This window comes from Billgrantia tianxiuensis (genome assembly GCF_009834345.1).
GTDB classification, from domain to species: Bacteria; Pseudomonadota; Gammaproteobacteria; order Pseudomonadales; family Halomonadaceae; genus Halomonas; species Halomonas tianxiuensis.
Genome location: NZ_CP035042.1, coordinates 3,095,718 through 3,115,000 on the forward strand (window position 1 = coordinate 3,095,718; position 19,283 = coordinate 3,115,000).

Here is a 19,283-nt window from a genome sequence, read left to right on the forward strand (position 1 = left end):
TGTCACGGCCTTTTCACAACGCCTTTCCTACCAGCGTTCGACAATGTGCGAACAAATTGTCAGGCAGCATCAGCGTAAGACAGTGGAGTACCTGTTTCAAAGAAAGGGCTTCGGGATGCAGGGACTTTATATCCTCGGCAATCGCCATGCCATGGCGTTTCTTTTCCACCCCCCAGGAGATCAGCTTTCGGTTGACAGCCTTCTTGGCGTAATAGGCTTCCTTCCACGTCAGCTCATGGGGTAGCGCTCCCAAGGCATCTCTTGCTGGGTGGGTATTGATGAGATTGTTAAGGTTATTGCTGATTCCGCAGTTATCTATTTTCCAGTGGCTGGTAACTTTACGGTTGTAATGCGTCCTGTGCATCGAAGCCAATAGTCGTATCCAGTAGTAGACATCGCCGCCTCTACGGTAGATACCCTCTGGAAACCCGCCGCTATCCAGGAAAGCCCGTCTGTCTATGCAGGCTCCATTCATGTGGATGTAGTCAGAGCGTGAGAAAAGCTCGAGGCCCTGCTGCCGACTCAACTCCCCATGATGGGGAAACGCGACCGCCGGTTGAATGACATCCCCCCACCGCTTGGCATAGGCATTGACATAAAGCTTGATGCCTCGGCCTTGGGTGTTCACGATACTGGAGTAGAACTCAGCCAGATGGTCACTCGAACACCAATCGTCGGCGTCTTGAAAGACCAACCATCGACCTTGTGCCATGCGCGCGCCATGATTTCTTGCCGCATAGCCACCGGGACCAGGACGTGTTCGTCGATATAGCCGAATATTACCCTGGGCATGATGACGTTCCAGTATCTCCATGGAGCCATCCGTAGAACCGTCATCCACGGCGATGATCTCGAAGTTGGTGTAGCGCTGGGCATAGAGAGATTCGAGCGCCTCCTCCAAGTATTCGGCCTTGTTATAGACGGGCACTACGACCGAGAAAAATGGAGGGGTCACATGCACCATTGGGTCATCTCCCAAGGCAAAGTATCTAGTAACGCAGATACATTTTGAAACAATATCCGACTATTTGCCACGCTACCGCCCAGGAGTTCTGGGGCTTTCTCCATGCCGCTCTCTTTGTCCTTGTTTCTCCTGCACTGAGCGGCAATGTGATCCAATGATTGCGCCTGGCAGCGAAACAGCCATCACAGTTACACAAGATCACATATATCGCTCACGGCTGCGTATATCATTTTTCTGATATCTTTTTGTCATCTTCCTGCAACATGAAAGAGCGATCGAATCGCCATATAGACGATTGAGAAAGCCGGCACTTGGCTGCTGCAACTGGGGTGAAAAAGGGAAGGAATAATGAGGAGACAGAAGTCAGCCATGCATAACGAAAACGCCGGTCTAGCGACCGGCGGGAATGAGGAGAGCTGATGCTTGGATCAGGAGGAAAGTAAGAAGAAAGTCAGAATACTCTATTCAGTCCATTCTGGGCCGCAACCCGGTAGGCCTCGGCCATGGTGGGATAGTTGAAGGTCGTGTTGACGAAATACTTGAGGGTATTCGCCTCCCCCTTCTGCTGCATGATCGCCTGGCCGATGTGGACGATTTCCGAAGCCTGATCGCCAAAGCAGTGAATACCGTAGATCTCCAGGGTGTCCTGATGGAACAGGATCTTGAGCATACCCACGGTATCGCCAGTGATCTGGGCGCGGGCGGTATCCTTGAAGAAAGCCTGCGCCACCTCATAAGGCACCTTGGCTTCGGTCAGCTCGCGCTCGGTGCGGCCGAAAGAGCTGATCTCGGGGATGGTATAGATCCCGGTAGGCACTTCATTGACATAGCGATAATCGCGCTCGAGCAGTTCGTCGCAGGCATTCAACCCCTGATCGTAGGCCGCACTCGCCAGGCTCGGCCAGCCGATCACGTCGCCGGCAGCGTAGATGTGCGGGATGGCAGTACGGTAATGGTCGTCGACCTGCAGCTGACCGCGGCCATTGGCTTCAAGACCGATGTTCTCGAGGCCCAGTTCGTCAGTGTTGCCGGTACGGCCATTGGCCCACAGGAAGGCATCCGCACGCAGCTTCTTGCCCGACTTGAGATACAGCACCACGCCGGACTCATCCCCTTCGACCCGCTCGTACTCTTCGTTGTGGCGAATCAGTACACCGTGCTTGCGCAGGTGGTAGGAGAGCGCATCGGAAATCTCGTCGTCGAGGAACGAGAGCAGGCTGTCGCGGCTATTGATGAGATCGACCTTCACCCCCAGCCCGAGAATATCGAGGCGTATTCGCATCCGATCACGCCGGCACCGAAAATAATCAAGGTACGCGGCGTATGCGAGAGACTCAGAATGGTGTCGGAATCATAGATTCGTGGATGGCGAAAATTGATATCGGCGGGTCGGTAAGGACGCGAGCCGGTGGCAATGACGATCTTCTGGGCCACCAGCTCCTCCAGCGCTTCCTGCCGATCGCGGACCAGCAGCGTATGCTCATCCTTGAAGCGCGCCACACCACTAAACAGGTCGATACGGTTACGAGCGTAGAACTTGGTGCGCATCTCGACCTGTTGGTCGATGGTGATGCGTGAGCGCTCCATCACCTTGGGAAAGGAGAACCAGCGCGGCTCGCCGATATCGCGGAACATGCGGTTGGTATTGAACTGCATGATCTGCTTGACCTGGTGGCGTAATGCCTTAGAGGGGATGGTGCCCCAATGGGTGCAGTTGCCGCCGAGGACCGGCTGCTTCTCCACCACCGCGACACGCTTACCGTGCTTGGCGGCATTGATGGCGGCGCTCTCGCCGGCGGGTCCGGTGCCAATTACCACCACGTCATAGTTATGAACTGCCATGGGTTCTCGCGTCTCCTTTCCCTTGTCGTTTAAATCGTCCGGCTCCCGCGCTCAGCGCTTGGTAGCGTCGTAGCCCAGGTCCGCCCCACGGCTCTCGTCACTGCTGCGCCGCGCGCTGACCGGCGCCCCCTTGCGCTTGCGATTTTCCTCCTCGCAGATCTCATCCTTGCCACCGCAGATATCGCAGCCTTCCTTGAGGCCGAGCTTGTTGAGCCCCCCACAGGAACCGGCAATGGGTTTGCGCCCCATGATCACGCCAATGGCCATGGCCGCCATGATCAACAGCATGAAGCCCAGCACGACGAGGAAAGTAGTCATCAGGTCACTCCTTGCGGCTATGGCTCGAGCCAAGGCTCGAGGGCCGCAGTATGATGGATTTCAACACCCTGTGGTGTCTTGACAATAACTCTTGCGGCACTATCCATGGCTACGGCCAGCGCCAGCGCCTCTTCGGGCTTGGCATGCATCAATCGGTTTGCCTGCTCCATGGCCTCGCTGGCACTCGGCGCAACGACACTCACAGCCAATAGCGTCGACAGCGAGACCAGGGGCATGCCGTCCTGCTGCGCATAACGGCGCACCAATGCAGCATTCTCCAGGCGTAACCGATGTGCGCCATCCGGATCGGGAAGCCCCGCCTGCTCCAGCGACAGGCGCCAGCCTCCCATGGGCGGCACACCTTGACCCCGCACCACGCCCCCCACCTCGACCAGCATGGCAGAGGGAGCGAAACGATGAGCGTCCAGCCACAGCATCAGCCGATCGACGGCCAACGCATGAACCAGACGGTCCATTTCCCGATTCAGCGACGCCGCCGGAGATAGCCACAACCAGCCAAAGGCGGCATCCACGGCGTGCAGAAAGCCGCTTCGCTGCCGTTCGAGGCTTGCCAGTTCACCTTGTATGCCGGCCTCGAGTTCGAGCGCCTGTTCAGCGTCGAGGTCTGCATACAGGGTGATGTGGTAGCCCGTTCCCAGAGCCGTGCCCTGATAGAAATGCTCATTGGATGGGTCACGACAAGCGCTGAGCGCCACGACCAGGAACAGCGAGAGAAGGAGCCGGGCCGGCCCATGCAGGGCCAGCCCGGTGAGTCGCCCGTAGGCGAGGGGGATCATCCGCCAAAGTCGTCCAGCAGGATGTTCTCGGGTTCGACCCCCAGATCGAGCAGCATCTTGATCACGGATGCATTCATCATGGGCGGCCCACACATGTAGTACTCGCAGTCCTCGGGAGCCGGATGGTCCTTGAGATAGTTCTCGTACAGCACGTTGTGGATGAACCCGGTAGGGCCGGTCCAGTTGTCCTCGGGCAGCGGGTCGGAGAGAGCCAGGTGCCACTCGAAATTGGGGAACTCTTCGGCCAGCTGATCGTACTCGTCGTTGTAGAAGGTTTCGCGCCAAGAACGCGCACCGTACCAGAACGAGATCTTGCGCTGACTCTTGAGCCGCTTGAGCTGGTCGAAGATATGGCTGCGCATCGGTGCCATACCCGCACCACCGCCGACGAAGACCATCTCGGCATCGGTGTCCTTGGCGAAGAACTCGCCGAAGGGCCCCATTACGGTGACCTTGTCGCCCGGCTTCAGGCTGAAGACGTAGGTCGACATCAGACCCGGCGGATGATTGGTACCGGGAGGCGGCGTAGCGATGCGGATGTTGAACTTGAGGATGCCCTTCTCTTCCGGGTAGTTCGCCATCGAATAGGCGCGGATGACTTCCTCGGTGTTCTTGTGGGAGATCTTGAATAGATCGAATTTCTCCCAGTCGCCGCGATACTCTTCCTCGATATCGAAGTCGGAGAACTTGATATCGTAAGGCGGCGCCACCAGCTGAACGTAGCCGCCAGCGCGGAAGTCGACGTTCTCGCCCTCGGGCAGCTTGAGGTTGAGTTCCTTGATGAAGGTGGCGACGTTGGGATTGCCGATGACCTCGCACTCCCACTTCTTGACGCCGAAGACCTCCTCGGGCACCTCGATCTTCATGTCCTGCTTCACCGGCACCTGGCAGGAGAGACGCCAGCCCTCCTTCTTCTCGCGCATGGTGAAGTGGGACTCTTCGGTCGGCAGGATCGCCCCGCCGCCCTCTTCCACGCGGCACTTGCACTGAGCGCAGGAGCCGCCGCCGCCACAGGCGGAGGAGAGGAAGATGCCGTTGGCTGCCAGCGTGTTGAGCAGCTTGCCTCCGGCCTGGGTGGTAATGGTGTGCTCCGGGTCGCCGTTGACCTCAATGGTCACGTCACCGGTGCTGACGAGCTTGCTGCGGGCTGCCAGGATCACCAGGACGAGGCCGATGACGACCACGGTGAACATGAACACACCGAGCAAGATGACTGATGTTCCAACCATGTCGGTTTCCTATTTGCTGTATGACCTGTTGTCCGGCGGTGCGAACACCGCCGGAACGCGCCTCAGAGCTGGATGCCCGAGAAGGACATGAAGCCCAGCGACATCAGACCCACGGTGATGAAGGTGATGCCCAGCCCCTGCAGGCCACCCGGCACGTCGCTGTACTTGAGCCGCTCACGGATGCCCGCCAGGGCGGTAATGGCCAGCGCCCAGCCCACGCCGGAGCCGAGGCCATACACCACGGACTCACCGAAGCCGTAATTGCGCTCGACCATGAACAGCACGCCACCGAGGATGGCGCAGTTCACGGTGATCAGCGGCAGGAACACGCCCAGCGCGTTGTAGAGTACCGGCACGTACTTGTCGAGGAACATCTCGAGGATCTGCACCAGGGCGGCGATAACGCCGATGTAGGAAAGCAGACCCAGGAATGACAGGTCGATGTTCTCGGCACCGGCGATACCGGTCCAGGTCAGGGCACCCTCAGCCAGCAGCGCGTTGTAGATCACGTTGTTGACCGGCACGGAGATGGTCAGCACCACGATGACCGCAATGCCGAGACCGAAGGCTGCCGAAACCTTCTTGGAGACCGCCAGGAAGGTACACATGCCGAGGAAGAACGCCAGGGCCAGGTTCTCGACGAAGACCGAGGCGACGAACAGGCTGATATAGTGCTCCATGTTACACGGCCTCCTTCGGCTTGGTGTTTTCCTTCATCTTGAACTCATTCGCCTCGACCTGCTCCGGATGCGTGGAACGCAGTGCCCAGATGATCAGGCCGATGATGAAGAACGCCGAGGGCGGCAACAACAGCAGGCCGTTGGGCACGTACCAGCCACCGTCCTGAACCGGATGCAGCACGGTGAAACCGAACACGCTGCCGGAACCGAACAGCTCACGGAAGAAGCCCACGGTCATCAGAATGAAACCGTAGCCGAGACCGTTGCCGATGCCATCAAGGAACGACAGCCCCGGGCTGTTCTGCATGGCGAAGCCTTCGGCGCGCCCCATCACGATGCAGTTGGTGATGATCAGGCCGACGAACACCGAGAGCTGCTTGGACATCTCGTAGGCGAACGCCTTGAGCACCTGATCCACCACGATCACCAACGAAGCGATGATCGTCATCTGCACGATGATACGGATCGACGAAGGAATGTGATGCCGGATCAACGACACGAACAGGTTGGAGAAGGCCGTCACGAAGATAACGGCCATGGTCATGACCAGCGACACGCTCATGCTGGTCGTTACCGCCAGCGCCGAGCAGATACCGAGCACCTGCAGGGCAATGGGGTTGTTATTGAAGATCGGGGTCGTCAGGACGCCCTTGGGAGTCACAGCGGACATTTTCAGGCTCCTTAAGCTTCAGCTTCGAGTTCGACGTCGGCTTCCTGAGCCTCGCCCGGTTCGACGCCTGCGCGGAATCTCGCCAGGTACTCACCAAAGCCCTCCGGGCTCAACCAGAACTGCAGCATGTTGGTGACGCCATTGGAGGTCAGGGTAGCACCCGACAGGCCGTCCACCTGATGCTCGTTGGCAGCGCTGCCCCGTGCCACGCGAATGGCCGGTGTCACGCTTTCGGCATCGGCGAAGATCTGCTTGCCTTCCCACTGGGCCTGCCAGCGCGGATTGTTGACCTCCGCACCGAGCCCAGGCGTTTCACTGTGCTCGTAGTAGGTGATACCGACGATGGTGTTGCCATCGCCCTCGACCGACATGTAGCCGCGCATCAACCCCCACAGGCCCTGACCACGAATGGGCAGGATGATCTGCTCGGGATCGTCGGGATCGCCCACCAGGTAGACGGTGGCGAAGTTCTCGACACGGGTCAGGCCGGCAATGTCGCGATCGCCCGAAAGCGTGCGCCCGGTGGCGGGATCGCGGGCGGCCTGGAAGTGGTCGAAGGTCTGCGGATCGAACTCATCGGTGTACTCACCGGTGCGCATGTCCACCACCCGCGGAGTGATCTCGCGGAAGGCAGCCTCCACATCCATGCCTGGCTCGTAAAGGTTGGCCACGCTGAGGATGTTGGTCTTGCGGTCGAGTTCCTCGTTGAGCTGCTGCATCGGACGCAGCGCCACCGCAGCGGTGGAGACGATGACCGAACACACGATACAGAGTGCGAACGCCACCGTGAGGATCTTCTTGATGGTGTTATTGCCCTGTGCCATTTAGACGGTCTCCTCGGCCGGCACACCAGTGCGCTGCAGACGGCGCTTGATGTTGGCCTGAACAAAGAAGTGATCGATCAGCGGCGCGAACAGGTTGGCGAACAGAATCGCCAGCATGATGCCCTCGGGGAAGGCCGGGTTGACCACACGGATCAGCACCGTCATCACGCCGATCAGCACACCGAAGATCAGACGACCCGGGTTGGTCATCGAAGCAGAAACCGGATCGGTAGCCATGAACACCATGCCGAAGGCAAAACCACCAATGACCAGATGCCAATACCAGGGCATCGCGAACATCGGGTTGGTTTCGGAGCCGATCAGGTTGAACAGCGCGCTGGTCGCCGCCATACCGAGGAAGCAGCCCAGCATGATTCGCCACGAGGCGATCTTGGTCCACAATAGCACCGCGGCACCCAGGAAGATCGCCAATGTCGAGACCTCACCCACGGAGCCAGGGACGAAGCCGATGAAGGCATCCCACCAGCTGTACTGCGAGGTCAGCTCGGTCATGCTCTCCTGGAAAGCGATGGAGAGCGGCGTTGCGCCGGTATAGCCATCGGCCGCCACCCATACCGCGTCGCCAGAGATCTGCGCCGGGTAGGCGAAGTAGAGGAAGGCACGACCGGTCAGCGCCGGGTTTAGGAAGTTCTTGCCGGTGCCGCCGAAAATCTCCTTGCCGATGACCACGCCGAAGGTGATACCGAGCGCCACCTGCCACAGCGGGATGGTGGCCGGCAGGATCAGGGCGTAGAGCACGGAGGTGACGAAGAAGCCCTCGTTGACCTCATGGCCGCGCTTGACGGCGAAGACCACTTCCCAGAACCCGCCGACCGCGAAGGTCACCAGGTAGATCGGCAGGAAGTAGGTAGCACCAAGCACGAAGTTGGCCCACAGGCTGTCCGGGTTGTGACCGGAAGCCAGGATCATCAGGATGGCTTCGCGCCAGCCGTCCATCGAGGCGTAGCCGTCGGCGATGGCGGCATTGGCCATCCAGCCGGCGTTCCACATACCGAAGAACATGGCCGGGAAGGTGCACAGCCACACGGTGATCATGATGCGCTTGAGGTCGACACCGTCGCGCACGTGGGCCGTGGTCTTGGTCACGCTGGGGGGCGCATAGAAGATGGTGTCCACAGCTTCGTACAGCGGGTACCACTTCTCGTACTTGCCGCCCTTGTGGAAATGCGGTTCGAGATTGTCGAGTGTCTGTCGGATACCCATCATCAGGCCTCTTTCTCGATCATGGTGAGGTTGTCACGCAGGATGGGACCGTACTCGTACTTGCCCGGGCACACGTAGGTGCACAGCGCCAGGTCCTCTTCATCCAGCTCCAGGCACCCGAGCTGCATGGCCACCTCAATGTCGCCGACGATCAGCGAGCGCAGCAGCTGGGTCGGCAGAATATCCAACGGCATCACTTCCTCGTAGACGCCCACCGGCACCATGGCCCGCTCAGAACCGTTGGTGGAGGTGTTGGGCGCATAGTTGGAGAGCCCCTTGAACTTCGACAGGTAGATCCCCAGCACGGAGTGGCGGTTGTTGCCCGGCGACAGCCAGCCCATGAAGGCGCGCTTGTTGCCCTCTTCGAGCAGGCTGATCTGGTTGTGGAAGCGGCCCAGGTAACGCAGTCCGCCCTCCGCGGTGAACCCGGAGAACACCGAGCCGGAGATCACGCGCGTATCTTCGGGTTGGAGGATTTCCCCAGCCAACAGTTCCTCGGTGCTGGCACCGATTCGCGTACGTAGCAGACGCGGCTTTTCGGCACGCGGGCCACCCACCGCCACCACCCGGCTGACATCGATCCGGCCCTCGCAGAAGAGCTTGCCGAACGCGATCACGTCCTGATAGCCGATGTGCCAGACCTTGCGGTGCAGCGCGACCGGCGACAGATAGTGGATATGGGTGCCGACGAGACCGGCCGGATGAGGACCGCCGAAGGTCTCTACCTGCACGCCGGCCACGTCGCCGCCGGGAATTCGCGCGTCGGGCGCAGTACACAGGAATACCTTGCCCTGGGTTAGACTCGACAGCACCTTGAGCCCATCCTCGAAGGCCTCGGCCTGCTCGTTGATGATCTCGGCGGGGTCGGGGCACAACGGATGAGTATCGACGGCGGTGACGAAGATGTCGGCCGGCTCGCTGTCGATGGCCGGAGTGCGCGAGAAGGGGCGCGTGCGCAGTGCCGTCCACAGGCCCGATTCGACCAGTTGATCGACGACGGTCCGGCGCTCGAGGGACGCGAGCTTGTCACGCCCATGCGCCGTGAACTCGATCGCTTCTTCGTTCTCGTCGATCTGGATGACGACGGAGAGCAGCTTGCGCTTCTCGCCACGGTTGATGGCGACGATCTCACCGGCGGCCGGCGCCGTGAAGCGTACGCCTTCGTTCTTCTTGTCGGTGAAGAGGAGTTGGCCTAGTTTCACCTTGTCCCCTTCCCGGACCTCCATGGTCGGCTTCATGCCGACATAGTCGGTGCCCAGGATGGCCACGTGACGCACGGGTCGCGCATCCTCGATGCGCGGCTCGGGCGCCCCCATGATGGGGAGATCCAGGCCTTTCTTGACTTCGATCATAGTCTCGCCCAGTTGATGGATCGGAAATACGAAGGAAAGGGGTTCGAATGGATTCGAATTCTTGTTGAGTCAGTACGTTACCAGTCAGGCCCGAACGGACTTCGGACCACCCCGAAAAAATCCCCAGTATTATAAAGACAAGCGCGACCAAAGGCCACACGGCCTAAGGTCGCAAAAGGGGGTATAAAGCCGCTCTGCGCCTGGCTTCGAAAGGGTTCAATAGGCGTTGAAAGGCCATGGTTTCAGGCCGCCTCGAGGTACTGAACGAAGCGAGCCAGCCCCGGCATGGGGCTGGCTCGGATGACGGGAAAGTGACTCAAGTCAGGGATTCCCGACCCACCAGGTCGGGATTGACCTCGTCAGGCTCAGGCCTGGGCGCGCGGCAGCTTGAGGAAGCGCACGTTGGAAATGTGCTGGAGGATGCGCACCACCTGGCAGCTGTAGCCGAACTCGTTGTCGTACCAGACGTAGAGGACCGCCTGCTTACCGTTGGCAATGGTCGCCTTGGCATCGACGATACCCGCATGACGGTTGCCGACAAAATCCGACGACACCACCTCGGGCGAATCGACATAGTCGATCTGCTTCTGGTAGGAGGAGTCGATCGACATGCGACGCAGATAGTCGTTGAGCGACACGGCGTCGGTCTCGCGGCCCAGGGTCAGGTTGAGGATGGCCATGGAGACGTTGGGGATCGGTACTCGGATGGCATTGCCGGTGAGCTTGCCGGAGAGCTCGGGCAGGGCCTTGGCCACGGCCTTGGCGGCACCGGTTTCGGTCAGCACCATGTTGAGCGGCGCACTGCGGCCGCGACGATCGCCCTTGTGGTAGTTGTCGATCAGGTTCTGATCGTTGGTATAGGCGTGTACCGTCTCGACGTGGCCGGTTTCGATACCGTACTCGTCGTTGAGCACCTTGAGCACCGGCACGATGGCGTTGGTGGTACAGGAGGCCGCCGAGAGGATGGTATCGTCCTCGGCGATATCGCCATGGTTGATGCCGAATACGATGTTCTTGATATCGCCCTTGCCCGGCGCGGTGAGCAGCGCCTTGGACACGCCCTTGCACTCCAGGTGCTGGCCCAGGCCCGCCTCGTCGCGCCAGATACCGGTGTTATCGACCACCACGGCATTGTCGATACCATAAGCGGTATAGTCGATGTCGCTCGGCTTGTCGGCGTAGATCACCTGGATCATGTTGCCGTTGGCGGTGATGGTACGCGCCTCGTAGTCGACGCTGATGGTACCGTCGAAGGGCCCGTGGACGGAATCGCGACGCAGCAGGCTGGCGCGCTTTTCCAGGTCCTTGGCGATGTCGCCCCGGCCACGCACGACGATAGCGCGCAGGCGCAGCAGGTTGCCGCCGCCAGCCTTCTCCACCAACACGCGCGCCAGCAGGCGACCGATGCGGCCAAAGCCGTAGAGCACTACGTCCTTGGGCTGGCCGTTGTTGCCGTCGGCATCATGAGCGTCGACGATCTCGGCGAGTTCTTCGCGCAGGAAGGCCTTGGCGTCACCACCGCCACGCTTCTTGAAGGCCACGCCCAGCTTACCCACGTCGACGTGGGCAGGCCCGAGATTGAGTTCGGTCATGGCCTGGACAAGCGGCAGGGTATCCTGCACCGAGAGTTCGGTGCCCTCAACCTTCCTGACGAAACGATGGTCCTTCAGGATACGGATCACCGAGCGATTGAACAGCGAGCGCCCGTAGAGGGTGGTGACCACGTTGTTGTGGCGGTAAAGGCTGCCGATTAGCGGAATCATCTGCTCGGCCAGTGCCTGGTTGTCGTGCCACTCCTGAAAAACGGTCTCGAGGGGTTGCTGACTCACGTGAAGCCTCTCTGGTAATCGAAAATTCAGGCTCATTATCCCGTTCGCGTTTCGGTGGGGCAATCGAAGGATGGTCGCAGGCGCTGTAGGGGGATTACAGGAATCGCGGCTTGACTACAAGCGTCGCATAGGGCTGGTATGATTCCTCTTTGTTCAAGCCGCTGCTCCCAGCCTGGCATTGCGAACGGCCTGTACGGCCAGCACACACGACTCCAGAAGCGTCCCGACGACATCATGCAATCATTCTCGCCGCTCGATCCGCCCCGCCCCACGGGAACTCGCGAAACCCTCTACTGGCAGACTCCGCCCGGCAGTGCGGCCGCCCTGGCCCTGGCCCACCTGGCCGACGATGCGCCGCTGCTGGTCATCACTCCCGACACCGCCAGCGCACAGCGCCTCGAGAACGATCTACATTTCTATGCCAACGTTCCCGTGCTGCCCTTTCCCGACTGGGAGACGCTGCCCTACGATAGCTTCTCGCCACACCAGGACATCATCTCGGCTCGCCTGCGCACCCTGCGTCGGCTCCAGGATGGCGAGCACGGCATCGTACTGGTGCCGATCAACACTCTGATGCAGCGGCTGCCTCCGGCGGAGTACATTGCCGGCCGGGTACTCACTCTTGAAGTGGGCATGCGGCTGGATCGCGAAGGGTTTCGCGAGAGCCTGTCACGTGCCGGCTACCGCGCCGTGGAGACGGTCTACGAGCCGGGCGAGTACGCGCTGCGTGGCGCCCTGATCGATCTCTACCCCATGGGTAGTGAAAGCCCGCTACGTATCGATCTGTTCGACGACGAGATCGATACCCTGCGTTGCTTCGACCCCGACACCCAACGCAGCCAGGACAAGGTCGAACGGGTGGAGCTGCTGCCGGCGCACGAGTATTCGCTCTCGCGCAGTGCCATTGCCTGCTTCCGTGAAGGCTTCGAGACCCTGTTCGACGTCGATCCACGCCAGTGCCCCTTATATGTCGACGCCTTGAAGGGCATACCCTCCCCCGGCCTGGAACAATATCTGCCGCTGTTCTTCGAGCAGACGGCTACGCTGTTCGACCACCTGGCCGAGGGCACCCGGGTGGCACTCCTCCCCGAGGCCTTCGCCGCCGCCGAACACCATTGGCAAGCCATCGAGAGCCGCTATGAGAATCTCGGTGTCGATCCCACCCGGCCACTGCTGCCACCCCACCGGGCCTTCATTCCCGTCGCCGAGGTATTCGCCGCCATCAAGCGCCACCCACGCGTGGAGCTGACCGCCGACCGCGAGCATCCTCATGCCCTCGAGACGGCTTCCCGCCCCCTGCCGGAGGTGGCCGTCAATGCCCGTGCCAAGCAGCCGCTGGCCGCACTACGGGGCTTCCTGGACGAGTATGGCAACACACGCGTGCTGTTCGTTGCCGAATCGCGTGGCCGCCGCGAGGCGCTGGAAGAAACCCTGGCGCCGCTGCACCTGGAACTCCCCCATACCGAGGGTTTCGATGCCTTTCGCCAGAGCGACTCGCGTCTGGCCATCACCGAGGGCGAAGTCGGCACCGGGCTATGGCTACAGCAGCCTGACATTGCCGTGATCACCGAAACAGAGCTATTCGGCGACGTCGTGCGCCAGAGCCGTCGCCGCGAGAAGGCGACCGACATGGGCGAATTGGCCATTCGCCACCTGGCCGAGCTGCGCCCGGGTGCCCCGGTGGTGCACCAGACCCACGGCGTCGGCCGCTACCGTGGTCTGGAACGCCTGGAGGCCGGCGGCCAGGCCGCGGAGTTCGTCGCACTCGAGTACGCCGACGGCGCCAAGCTCTATGTCCCGGTGGACAACCTACACCTCATTTCGCGCTACGCCGGCGCCGATGACGAGCTCGCTCCGCTACATCGCCTGGGCTCGGAGCAGTGGGACAAGGCACGCCGCAAGGCGGCCGAGAAGATCCGCGACACGGCCGCCGAGCTGCTCGATGTCTACGCTCGTCGTGAGGCCCGCGAAGGCTTTGCCTGCGCCCCGCCCGACGAGGAGTATGCCCGCTTCGCCGCCAGCTTCCCATTCGAGGAAACGCCCGACCAGCGTGCCGCCATCGCCGCGGTGATCGGCGACATGACCGCACCCAGGCCGATGGATCGCGTGGTATGCGGCGATGTCGGCTTCGGCAAGACCGAGGTCGCCATGCGCGCCGCCTTCCTCGCCGTGCACTCGGAGCGCCAAGTGGTGGTACTGGTACCGACCACCCTGCTCGCCGCCAGCATTACGAGAACTTCCGCGACCGCTTCGCCGATACGGCGGTACAGATCGAGCTGGTCTCGCGCTTCACTGCCGGCAAGGGTCAGGCGGCCGCGCTCAAGCGCATCGAGAACGGTCAGGCCGACATCGTGATCGGCACTCACAAGCTGCTGTCGAAATCGATGAAGCTGCCCAACATGGGCCTGTTGATCATCGACGAGGAGCACCGCTTCGGCGTAGGCCAGAAGGAGCGCCTCAAGGAGCTGCGCGCCGAGGTCGACATCCTGACTCTCACCGCCACGCCGATCCCACGTACGCTCAACATGGCCATGAGCGGCATTCGCGACCTGTCGATCATCGCCACGCCGCCGGCACGCCGCCTGTCGGTGAAGACCTTCGTGCAGCAGCGCGACGAGTCGATCATCAAGGAGGCGATCCTGCGCGAGATCCTGCGCGGCGGCCAGGTCTACTACCTGCACAACGAGGTCAGGACCATCGAGACCGCCGCCGAGGCCCTCCGCACGCTGGTACCCGAGGCGCGCGTCGCGGTGGCCCACGGCCAGCTTCCCGAGCGCGCCCTAGAGCGGGTGATGTCGGACTTCTACCACAAGCGCTACAACGTGCTGGTTTGCTCGACCATCATCGAGACCGGGATCGACGTACCCAGCGCCAACACCATCGTCATCGAGCGCGCCGACAAGTTTGGCCTGGCCCAGTTGCACCAGTTGCGCGGTCGCGTGGGCAGGAGCCACCACCAGGCCTATGCCTACCTGCTCGCCCCGCCACCACGGGCCATGACCAAGGATGCCGTCAAGCGCTTGGAGGCGATCGGCGCCGCCGAAGACCTCGGCGCAGGCTTCACCCTGGCCAGCCACGACATGGAGATCCGCGGTGCCGGCGAGCTGCTAGGCGAGGAGCAGAGCGGCCAGATGGAAGCCATTGGCTATACCCTCTACATGGAGATGCTCGATCGCGCCGTAGCCGCGATCCGGGCGGGCAAGACGCCCAACATCGAGACACCACTGAGCGATGGCGTCGAGATCAGCCTCAACCTGCCGGCCCTGATACCCGACGACTACCTGCCCGACGTGCAGCAGCGCCTGGTGATGTATAAGCGCATCGCGAGCGCCGCCGACGAGGCCGAACTCAAGGAACTGCAAGTGGAGATGATCGACCGATTCGGGCTGCTGCCGGCGGCGGTCAAGACCCTGATGCGCCAGACCCGCCTGCGCCAGCGTGCCGAACGCCTGGGCATCGCGCGCCTGGAGGCCGGCACCCAGCGCGGCCGGGTTATCTTCGGCGGCCAGACACGGGTCGACCCGCTGACGCTGGTCAAGATGATCCAGGCCGAGCCGCAGCGCTATCGGCTCGACGGCGCCGACACCCTGCGCTTCGAAGCGGACATGGAAAGAGAGGAGGCCCGCTTCCAGGCCGTCGAGCAACTGCTGGATGCGCTCAACCGCAAGGCCCAGGCCGCCTGAAAGGACAAGGCGGCCTCCTTCGTCACTGTGGTGGGACTCCCGCTAGTGGCGGGAACGCTATACTATGCGCAAGTGTCTTATCGCAGCCTCGACACGAACCCCGACGCCGCCTCGCACCGGCAGGCGTATGACCGTCGCCAAGCGGCCCTTGCCTCTGCGTGAGGCATGCCGCTCAGCGACCTTATGACGAGATCATGACGTTGATGAAGAATCCGACATTGCCCAGGCGCATCGGTCTTGGCGCTGCCCTGTTCGGTATCGCAGCCCTGCTGGCAACGACGACCCTTGCCGAGGAGGGCTCCGATCGTCCCCAAGAACTGCCCAGGGGCCATTACCATTTGCCCGATGAGGGCAACGTGATCGGCGAGGCCTACACGGTCGTCGTCGAAGAGGGAGAAACCCTGCTCGACATTGGCCGTCGCCACAATGCCGGTTATGAAGAGATGCGCATGGCGAACCCAGACGTGAGCCTGTGGGCACCTCGTCCCGGTACCGAAGTGGTGATCCCGGCCCAGCACATCCTGCCGGACGCCCACGTGAGGGCATCGTGGTCAATCTTTCAGAGATGCGCCTGTACTACTACTCCCAGCCCGGCATCGTCGAAACCTACCCCATCAGCATCGGTCGTGATGGTTTTGCCACTCCAATGGGCGTGACCCGCACCACCGTCAAGGTAAAAGACCCCACTGGTCACCGCCGCGCTCCATGCGTGAGGAAGCAGCCGCCCGTGGCGAACCGCCTCCCGCCGTGGTGCCACCGGGTCCCGACAACCCCTTGGGCCGGCATGCCATCCTGCTCGGCCTGCCGAGCTATCTGATCCATGGCACCAACCGCCCCGACGGTGTCGGCATGCGTGCTAGCCGCGGCTGTATCCGCATGTTCCCGGAGGATATCGAGTCCCTCTACGAGCGCGTGCCGAGCGGCACTCAGGTCAACCTCATCGACCAGCCGTTCAAGGTCGCCTGGTCGGCGGACGGTGTACTTTACGCTCAGTCCTTCCCCATGCTGGAGGAGAACGAGGGTACCTTCGAGCCGATTCTCAATGCCATGGAAGTGGTGGCCAACGCCTTTGGCGAGGAGCGCCCGCCTATCGACTATGCTCAACTGCGCCGCGTGGTGGAAAACCCCGATGGCCGCCTGGTCTCCCTGCTGCAGGCCGCCGAAGAGGAGCCGGCTCCCGCTACCGACACCCGCGAAGAGGAACTCAACGACGGGCTGTTCTCCGAGATCGAGGTCAGCCAGATCTCAGGCCTGTTCACCGAGCTCGAGGCCTACCGTCGCTAACGCCTCCATCGGGAAGCGACGAAACGACGTGCTGGAGCCTGTACCGAAACAAGAAAACCCCGCCTAGGCGGGGTTTTCTCATTGCAGAACCGCCATCGCCCGAGGGCGATGCGGCGCTCAGCAGAATTACTTCTGCATGGAGCGCTGGAACATGCGGTTCATTTCCTCGCGGTTCTGCTCGGACATCTGCAGAGCCGCCTGGGCGTCACGCTGAGCCTGGTTGGCGGTGTTCTGAGCCTGAGTGGCGATGCTGCGAGCTTCTGCAGCGTCGGCCTGAGCAGCTTCAGCAGTCTGGCGGACTTCGTCCAGAGCAGCATTGCTTGCACAACCAGCCAGGATGGCCAGAGAAGCAGCAGCGGCGGTCAGCTTCAGGGTGGTCTTCAGAGTCATGATGTTCTCCTTGAGTCTTCCTTGGTACTGCACAGTTAGTACAGCGGCGTTAATGATGCCTGAGATCCAGGCTCCCCTGCTCAATGCAGGACTTCTTGCAGCGACTGCTGCCAAGCACAGGAGTCAAACGCTGTTTTATAATACCCTACGGCGCTTGTCCATAGCTCGAAACGTCCCTTGCGTATCTTGAGCCTAGCGGATGACGACGCGAGTGCCAATGTCGATTAGCTCAGAGAGCCTTTCGATCTGCTCGTCGGTCACCGCCACGCAACCCTGAGTCCAGTGATAGCTAGCATGAACCTCCGGGTCCCCCTACCGACCCCGTGGATACCGATGAAGCCTCCCAGCACGGTCTGCTGGGGCGGATAACCATGGTGCCGATAGTAGGCGAAATAATCTGCGTAATCCTGCTCCGTGTAAAGCCCTGATTCCAACGCCATGCGTGCATGAGATGGCGTAGGATAATCCAGACCGATGAAAATGTGCCAATCGCTCTCCCAATTGAAGCGATTGACGCGAAACTCCCCTTCGGCGTCACGTTACCACCCCGGGTGCGCATGATGCTCGCCCCCGACCGCCCCAGCGAAATGGGAGCGAAGCGCTCGAGCAGCAGGTTGCCGCGATAGATGCTCAGTGCCGACTCGCGATCGTCGACGAGAATCCACGTTTCGCCAGCATGACGCGGCACATGGGCGCGCGCCAGCAGGGTTTCGATCAAGTTGGCATGTGCTTCACGCCCCATCATCAGAGTGAAGGGTGCCAGCAAGGCTAGCTGACCAAAGCGACGGCGGGAAACGGATCTCATCGGCTCCTCATGCGGGTTGGTCGATGCGCGACTAAGCGTCTTATAACGCATCGGCCGACGACTGTCAGTTCACTTAACGTAACCGAGCCTGAGCGACCAGCTCATGGTGGAAGCGAGGCTCCCGCTCCAGGCCGCACTCAACTTCATCGCTCAAACTGCTTGCGCACCAGTCTCTTGTGCCACCTTACAAAAAACCACACAGGCCAGCATGAGATCGCGCCCCTGCCGCTGCATGAAAAGGGCCTCCGGCGGGCTGCCGCAAAGGCATGGGCGGTCGCTCCGATGGTTGGGCGTCGGCCATACAGCCTAGGGACTCTCTCTAGGGCTCCTCGCCAGGACTCTCTCCTAGGCGCTCTCTCTGGTACTAGCACTAGGCTTTAGGCTCCACGGTAAAAATGCTCTGCAGCTTGTCCTTCTTGCCGTAGATGTGAACCGTAGTCTCGTCGAAAGGAAAGTGGTCGCGATACTGGCTGTGGTTGTTGAAGCGCGGCTTGTGGGCATTGATCATCGCCGCGGCAAGACGCTCGCGGTTGGCGTGGCCCGCCAGGCCGACGGAGTACCAGAGCTCCTCGCCCGGCTGCAGGAAGGCATGCCATTTGTCACAATCAGGATGATGCTCCAGCCCATAGCGCGCACTGCGATGCTCACCGACGTAGAGCAGCTCCTGCACCTCCATCTCATTGGTCTCGGGATCGCGTGCGCGCGATAGACGCAGAAGATTCCCGATTCGTCCGGAGCCTCACGCAATTGATCCTGCGTCCAGTAGCCCAGCATCTTGGGGAGAGCAGCTGATCCGACATGGGACCTCCTCAATAATCTTCCAGTCGTTGCATGTCGCGAGCGATACGACGTACCTCGGCTTCATGGCCACCGAGAGCGCTTCGAAGAAAGCTCTCTCGTCGCTGCCACCGGCCAGGTCGGCGCGATGCGCATAGAGGTCCTGAAGAGTCCTGTGCGCAGTCAGCGCAGTGGCCAGCACGCTCTGTACACTTTCACCATCGACGTCTTTCGGCAAACGTTCAAGTACCGGAGCATGTGGGAAGTCATTGGGGTCGTCGAACCAGGCATCGAGCACGTTGCGATGGTCGGTGCCGTCATCGAGATAGCCGACCAGGTCGGCTTCGAGCTTGCGCTCATGTTCGGCCAAGTAGTGCAGCGCCATCCTGACCCGCTCATCACTTCCCTCGGCGGCCAGCCGGGTATACTTGTCCGCCAGGCGGGCATGGTAATCCGCCGCCCAACTCACCAGCTCCTTGATTTGACGAAAGCGCATGCGAGCCCCCTTCGAGTGTCGCTCGGCCAGCCTTGACGACCGGCTCTTGCTTTCATCCTAGCCAAAGCCCGCTTCTGACGTTTGACTTACGTCAAGCGATGGTTACCTGCGGTGCCATC

The 19,283-nt window shown here is 61.3% G+C and carries 13 protein-coding genes and 4 pseudogenes; 2 read left to right on the plus strand and 15 right to left on the minus strand.

What is annotated here, in order from left to right; translation table 11 throughout:
* Window positions 1–13: 13 nt before the first annotated feature.
* From EKK97_RS14480 to EKK97_RS14530, 11 genes and pseudogenes are all read right to left on the minus strand, one after another.
* A complete protein-coding gene (locus EKK97_RS14480) occupies window positions 14–964 on the minus strand; it encodes a glycosyltransferase family 2 protein (protein WP_159552927.1) in 951 nt (316 codons plus the stop codon).
* A 451-nt stretch (window positions 965–1,415) separates the two neighbouring features.
* A pseudogene (gene sthA / locus EKK97_RS14485) lies at window positions 1,416–2,806 on the minus strand (Si-specific NAD(P)(+) transhydrogenase).
* A 51-nt stretch (window positions 2,807–2,857) separates the two neighbouring features.
* Complete coding sequence (gene nqrM, locus EKK97_RS14490) at window positions 2,858–3,124, minus strand: (Na+)-NQR maturation NqrM (protein ID WP_159552929.1); 267 nt, start codon at window positions 3,122–3,124, stop codon at window positions 2,858–2,860.
* A gap of 17 nt (window positions 3,125–3,141) precedes the next feature.
* Window positions 3,142–3,921, minus strand: a complete 780-nt coding sequence (locus EKK97_RS14495; protein ID WP_159552931.1) for a hypothetical protein — start codon at window positions 3,919–3,921, stop codon at window positions 3,142–3,144.
* A complete protein-coding gene (gene nqrF, locus EKK97_RS14500; RefSeq protein ID WP_159552933.1) occupies window positions 3,918–5,150 on the minus strand; it encodes an NADH:ubiquinone reductase (Na(+)-transporting) subunit F in 1,233 nt (410 codons plus the stop codon). The genes EKK97_RS14495 and nqrF overlap by 4 nt, the downstream gene beginning before the upstream one ends.
* Before the next feature lie 62 nt (window positions 5,151–5,212).
* Window positions 5,213–5,830, minus strand: a complete 618-nt coding sequence (gene nqrE / locus EKK97_RS14505) for an NADH:ubiquinone reductase (Na(+)-transporting) subunit E (protein WP_159552935.1) — start codon at window positions 5,828–5,830, stop codon at window positions 5,213–5,215.
* 1 nt (window position 5,831) lies between these two features.
* A complete protein-coding gene (locus EKK97_RS14510) occupies window positions 5,832–6,500 on the minus strand; it encodes an NADH:ubiquinone reductase (Na(+)-transporting) subunit D (RefSeq protein WP_159552937.1) in 669 nt (222 codons plus the stop codon).
* An 11-nt stretch (window positions 6,501–6,511) separates the two neighbouring features.
* Entirely contained in the window at window positions 6,512–7,324 is an 813-nt protein-coding gene (locus tag EKK97_RS14515) for a Na(+)-translocating NADH-quinone reductase subunit C (RefSeq protein ID WP_159552939.1), read from the minus strand.
* On the minus strand, window positions 7,325–8,551 hold the full coding sequence (locus EKK97_RS14520) for an NADH:ubiquinone reductase (Na(+)-transporting) subunit B (protein ID WP_159552941.1): 1,227 nt from the start codon (window positions 8,549–8,551) through the stop codon (window positions 7,325–7,327). It abuts the gene before it with no gap.
* On the minus strand, window positions 8,551–9,900 hold the full coding sequence (locus EKK97_RS14525) for a Na(+)-translocating NADH-quinone reductase subunit A (RefSeq protein ID WP_159552943.1): 1,350 nt from the start codon (window positions 9,898–9,900) through the stop codon (window positions 8,551–8,553). Before EKK97_RS14525 ends, EKK97_RS14520 begins: the two co-directional genes overlap by 1 nt.
* 365 nt (window positions 9,901–10,265) lie before the next feature.
* A complete protein-coding gene (locus tag EKK97_RS14530) occupies window positions 10,266–11,729 on the minus strand; it encodes a glyceraldehyde-3-phosphate dehydrogenase (RefSeq protein ID WP_159552945.1) in 1,464 nt (487 codons plus the stop codon).
* Between the two features lie 234 nt (window positions 11,730–11,963).
* Here EKK97_RS14530 and mfd point away from each other — a divergent pair.
* Window positions 11,964–15,412: pseudogene (gene mfd / locus EKK97_RS14535) on the plus strand (transcription-repair coupling factor).
* Window positions 15,413–15,615: 203 nt separating this feature from the next.
* A pseudogene (locus tag EKK97_RS14540) lies at window positions 15,616–16,696 on the plus strand (L,D-transpeptidase family protein).
* A 126-nt stretch (window positions 16,697–16,822) separates the two neighbouring features.
* Here EKK97_RS14540 and EKK97_RS14545 read toward each other — a convergent pair.
* From EKK97_RS14545 to EKK97_RS14560, 4 genes and pseudogenes are all read right to left on the minus strand, one after another.
* Window positions 16,823–17,086, minus strand: coding sequence for an Lpp/OprI family alanine-zipper lipoprotein (locus EKK97_RS14545; protein WP_149326529.1), 264 nt, complete (start codon window positions 17,084–17,086; stop codon window positions 16,823–16,825).
* A gap of 192 nt (window positions 17,087–17,278) precedes the next feature.
* Window positions 17,279–17,891, minus strand: a pseudogene (locus EKK97_RS14550) (L,D-transpeptidase family protein).
* A 370-nt stretch (window positions 17,892–18,261) separates the two neighbouring features.
* Window positions 18,262–18,567 (minus strand): hypothetical protein, encoded by a 306-nt coding sequence (locus EKK97_RS14555; RefSeq protein WP_159552947.1) that lies wholly within the window; start codon window positions 18,565–18,567, stop codon window positions 18,262–18,264.
* Between the two features lie 63 nt (window positions 18,568–18,630).
* Window positions 18,631–19,164, minus strand: coding sequence for a 2-hydroxyacyl-CoA dehydratase (locus EKK97_RS14560; protein ID WP_236551233.1), 534 nt, complete (start codon window positions 19,162–19,164; stop codon window positions 18,631–18,633).
* Between the last annotated feature and the right edge of the window lie 119 nt (window positions 19,165–19,283).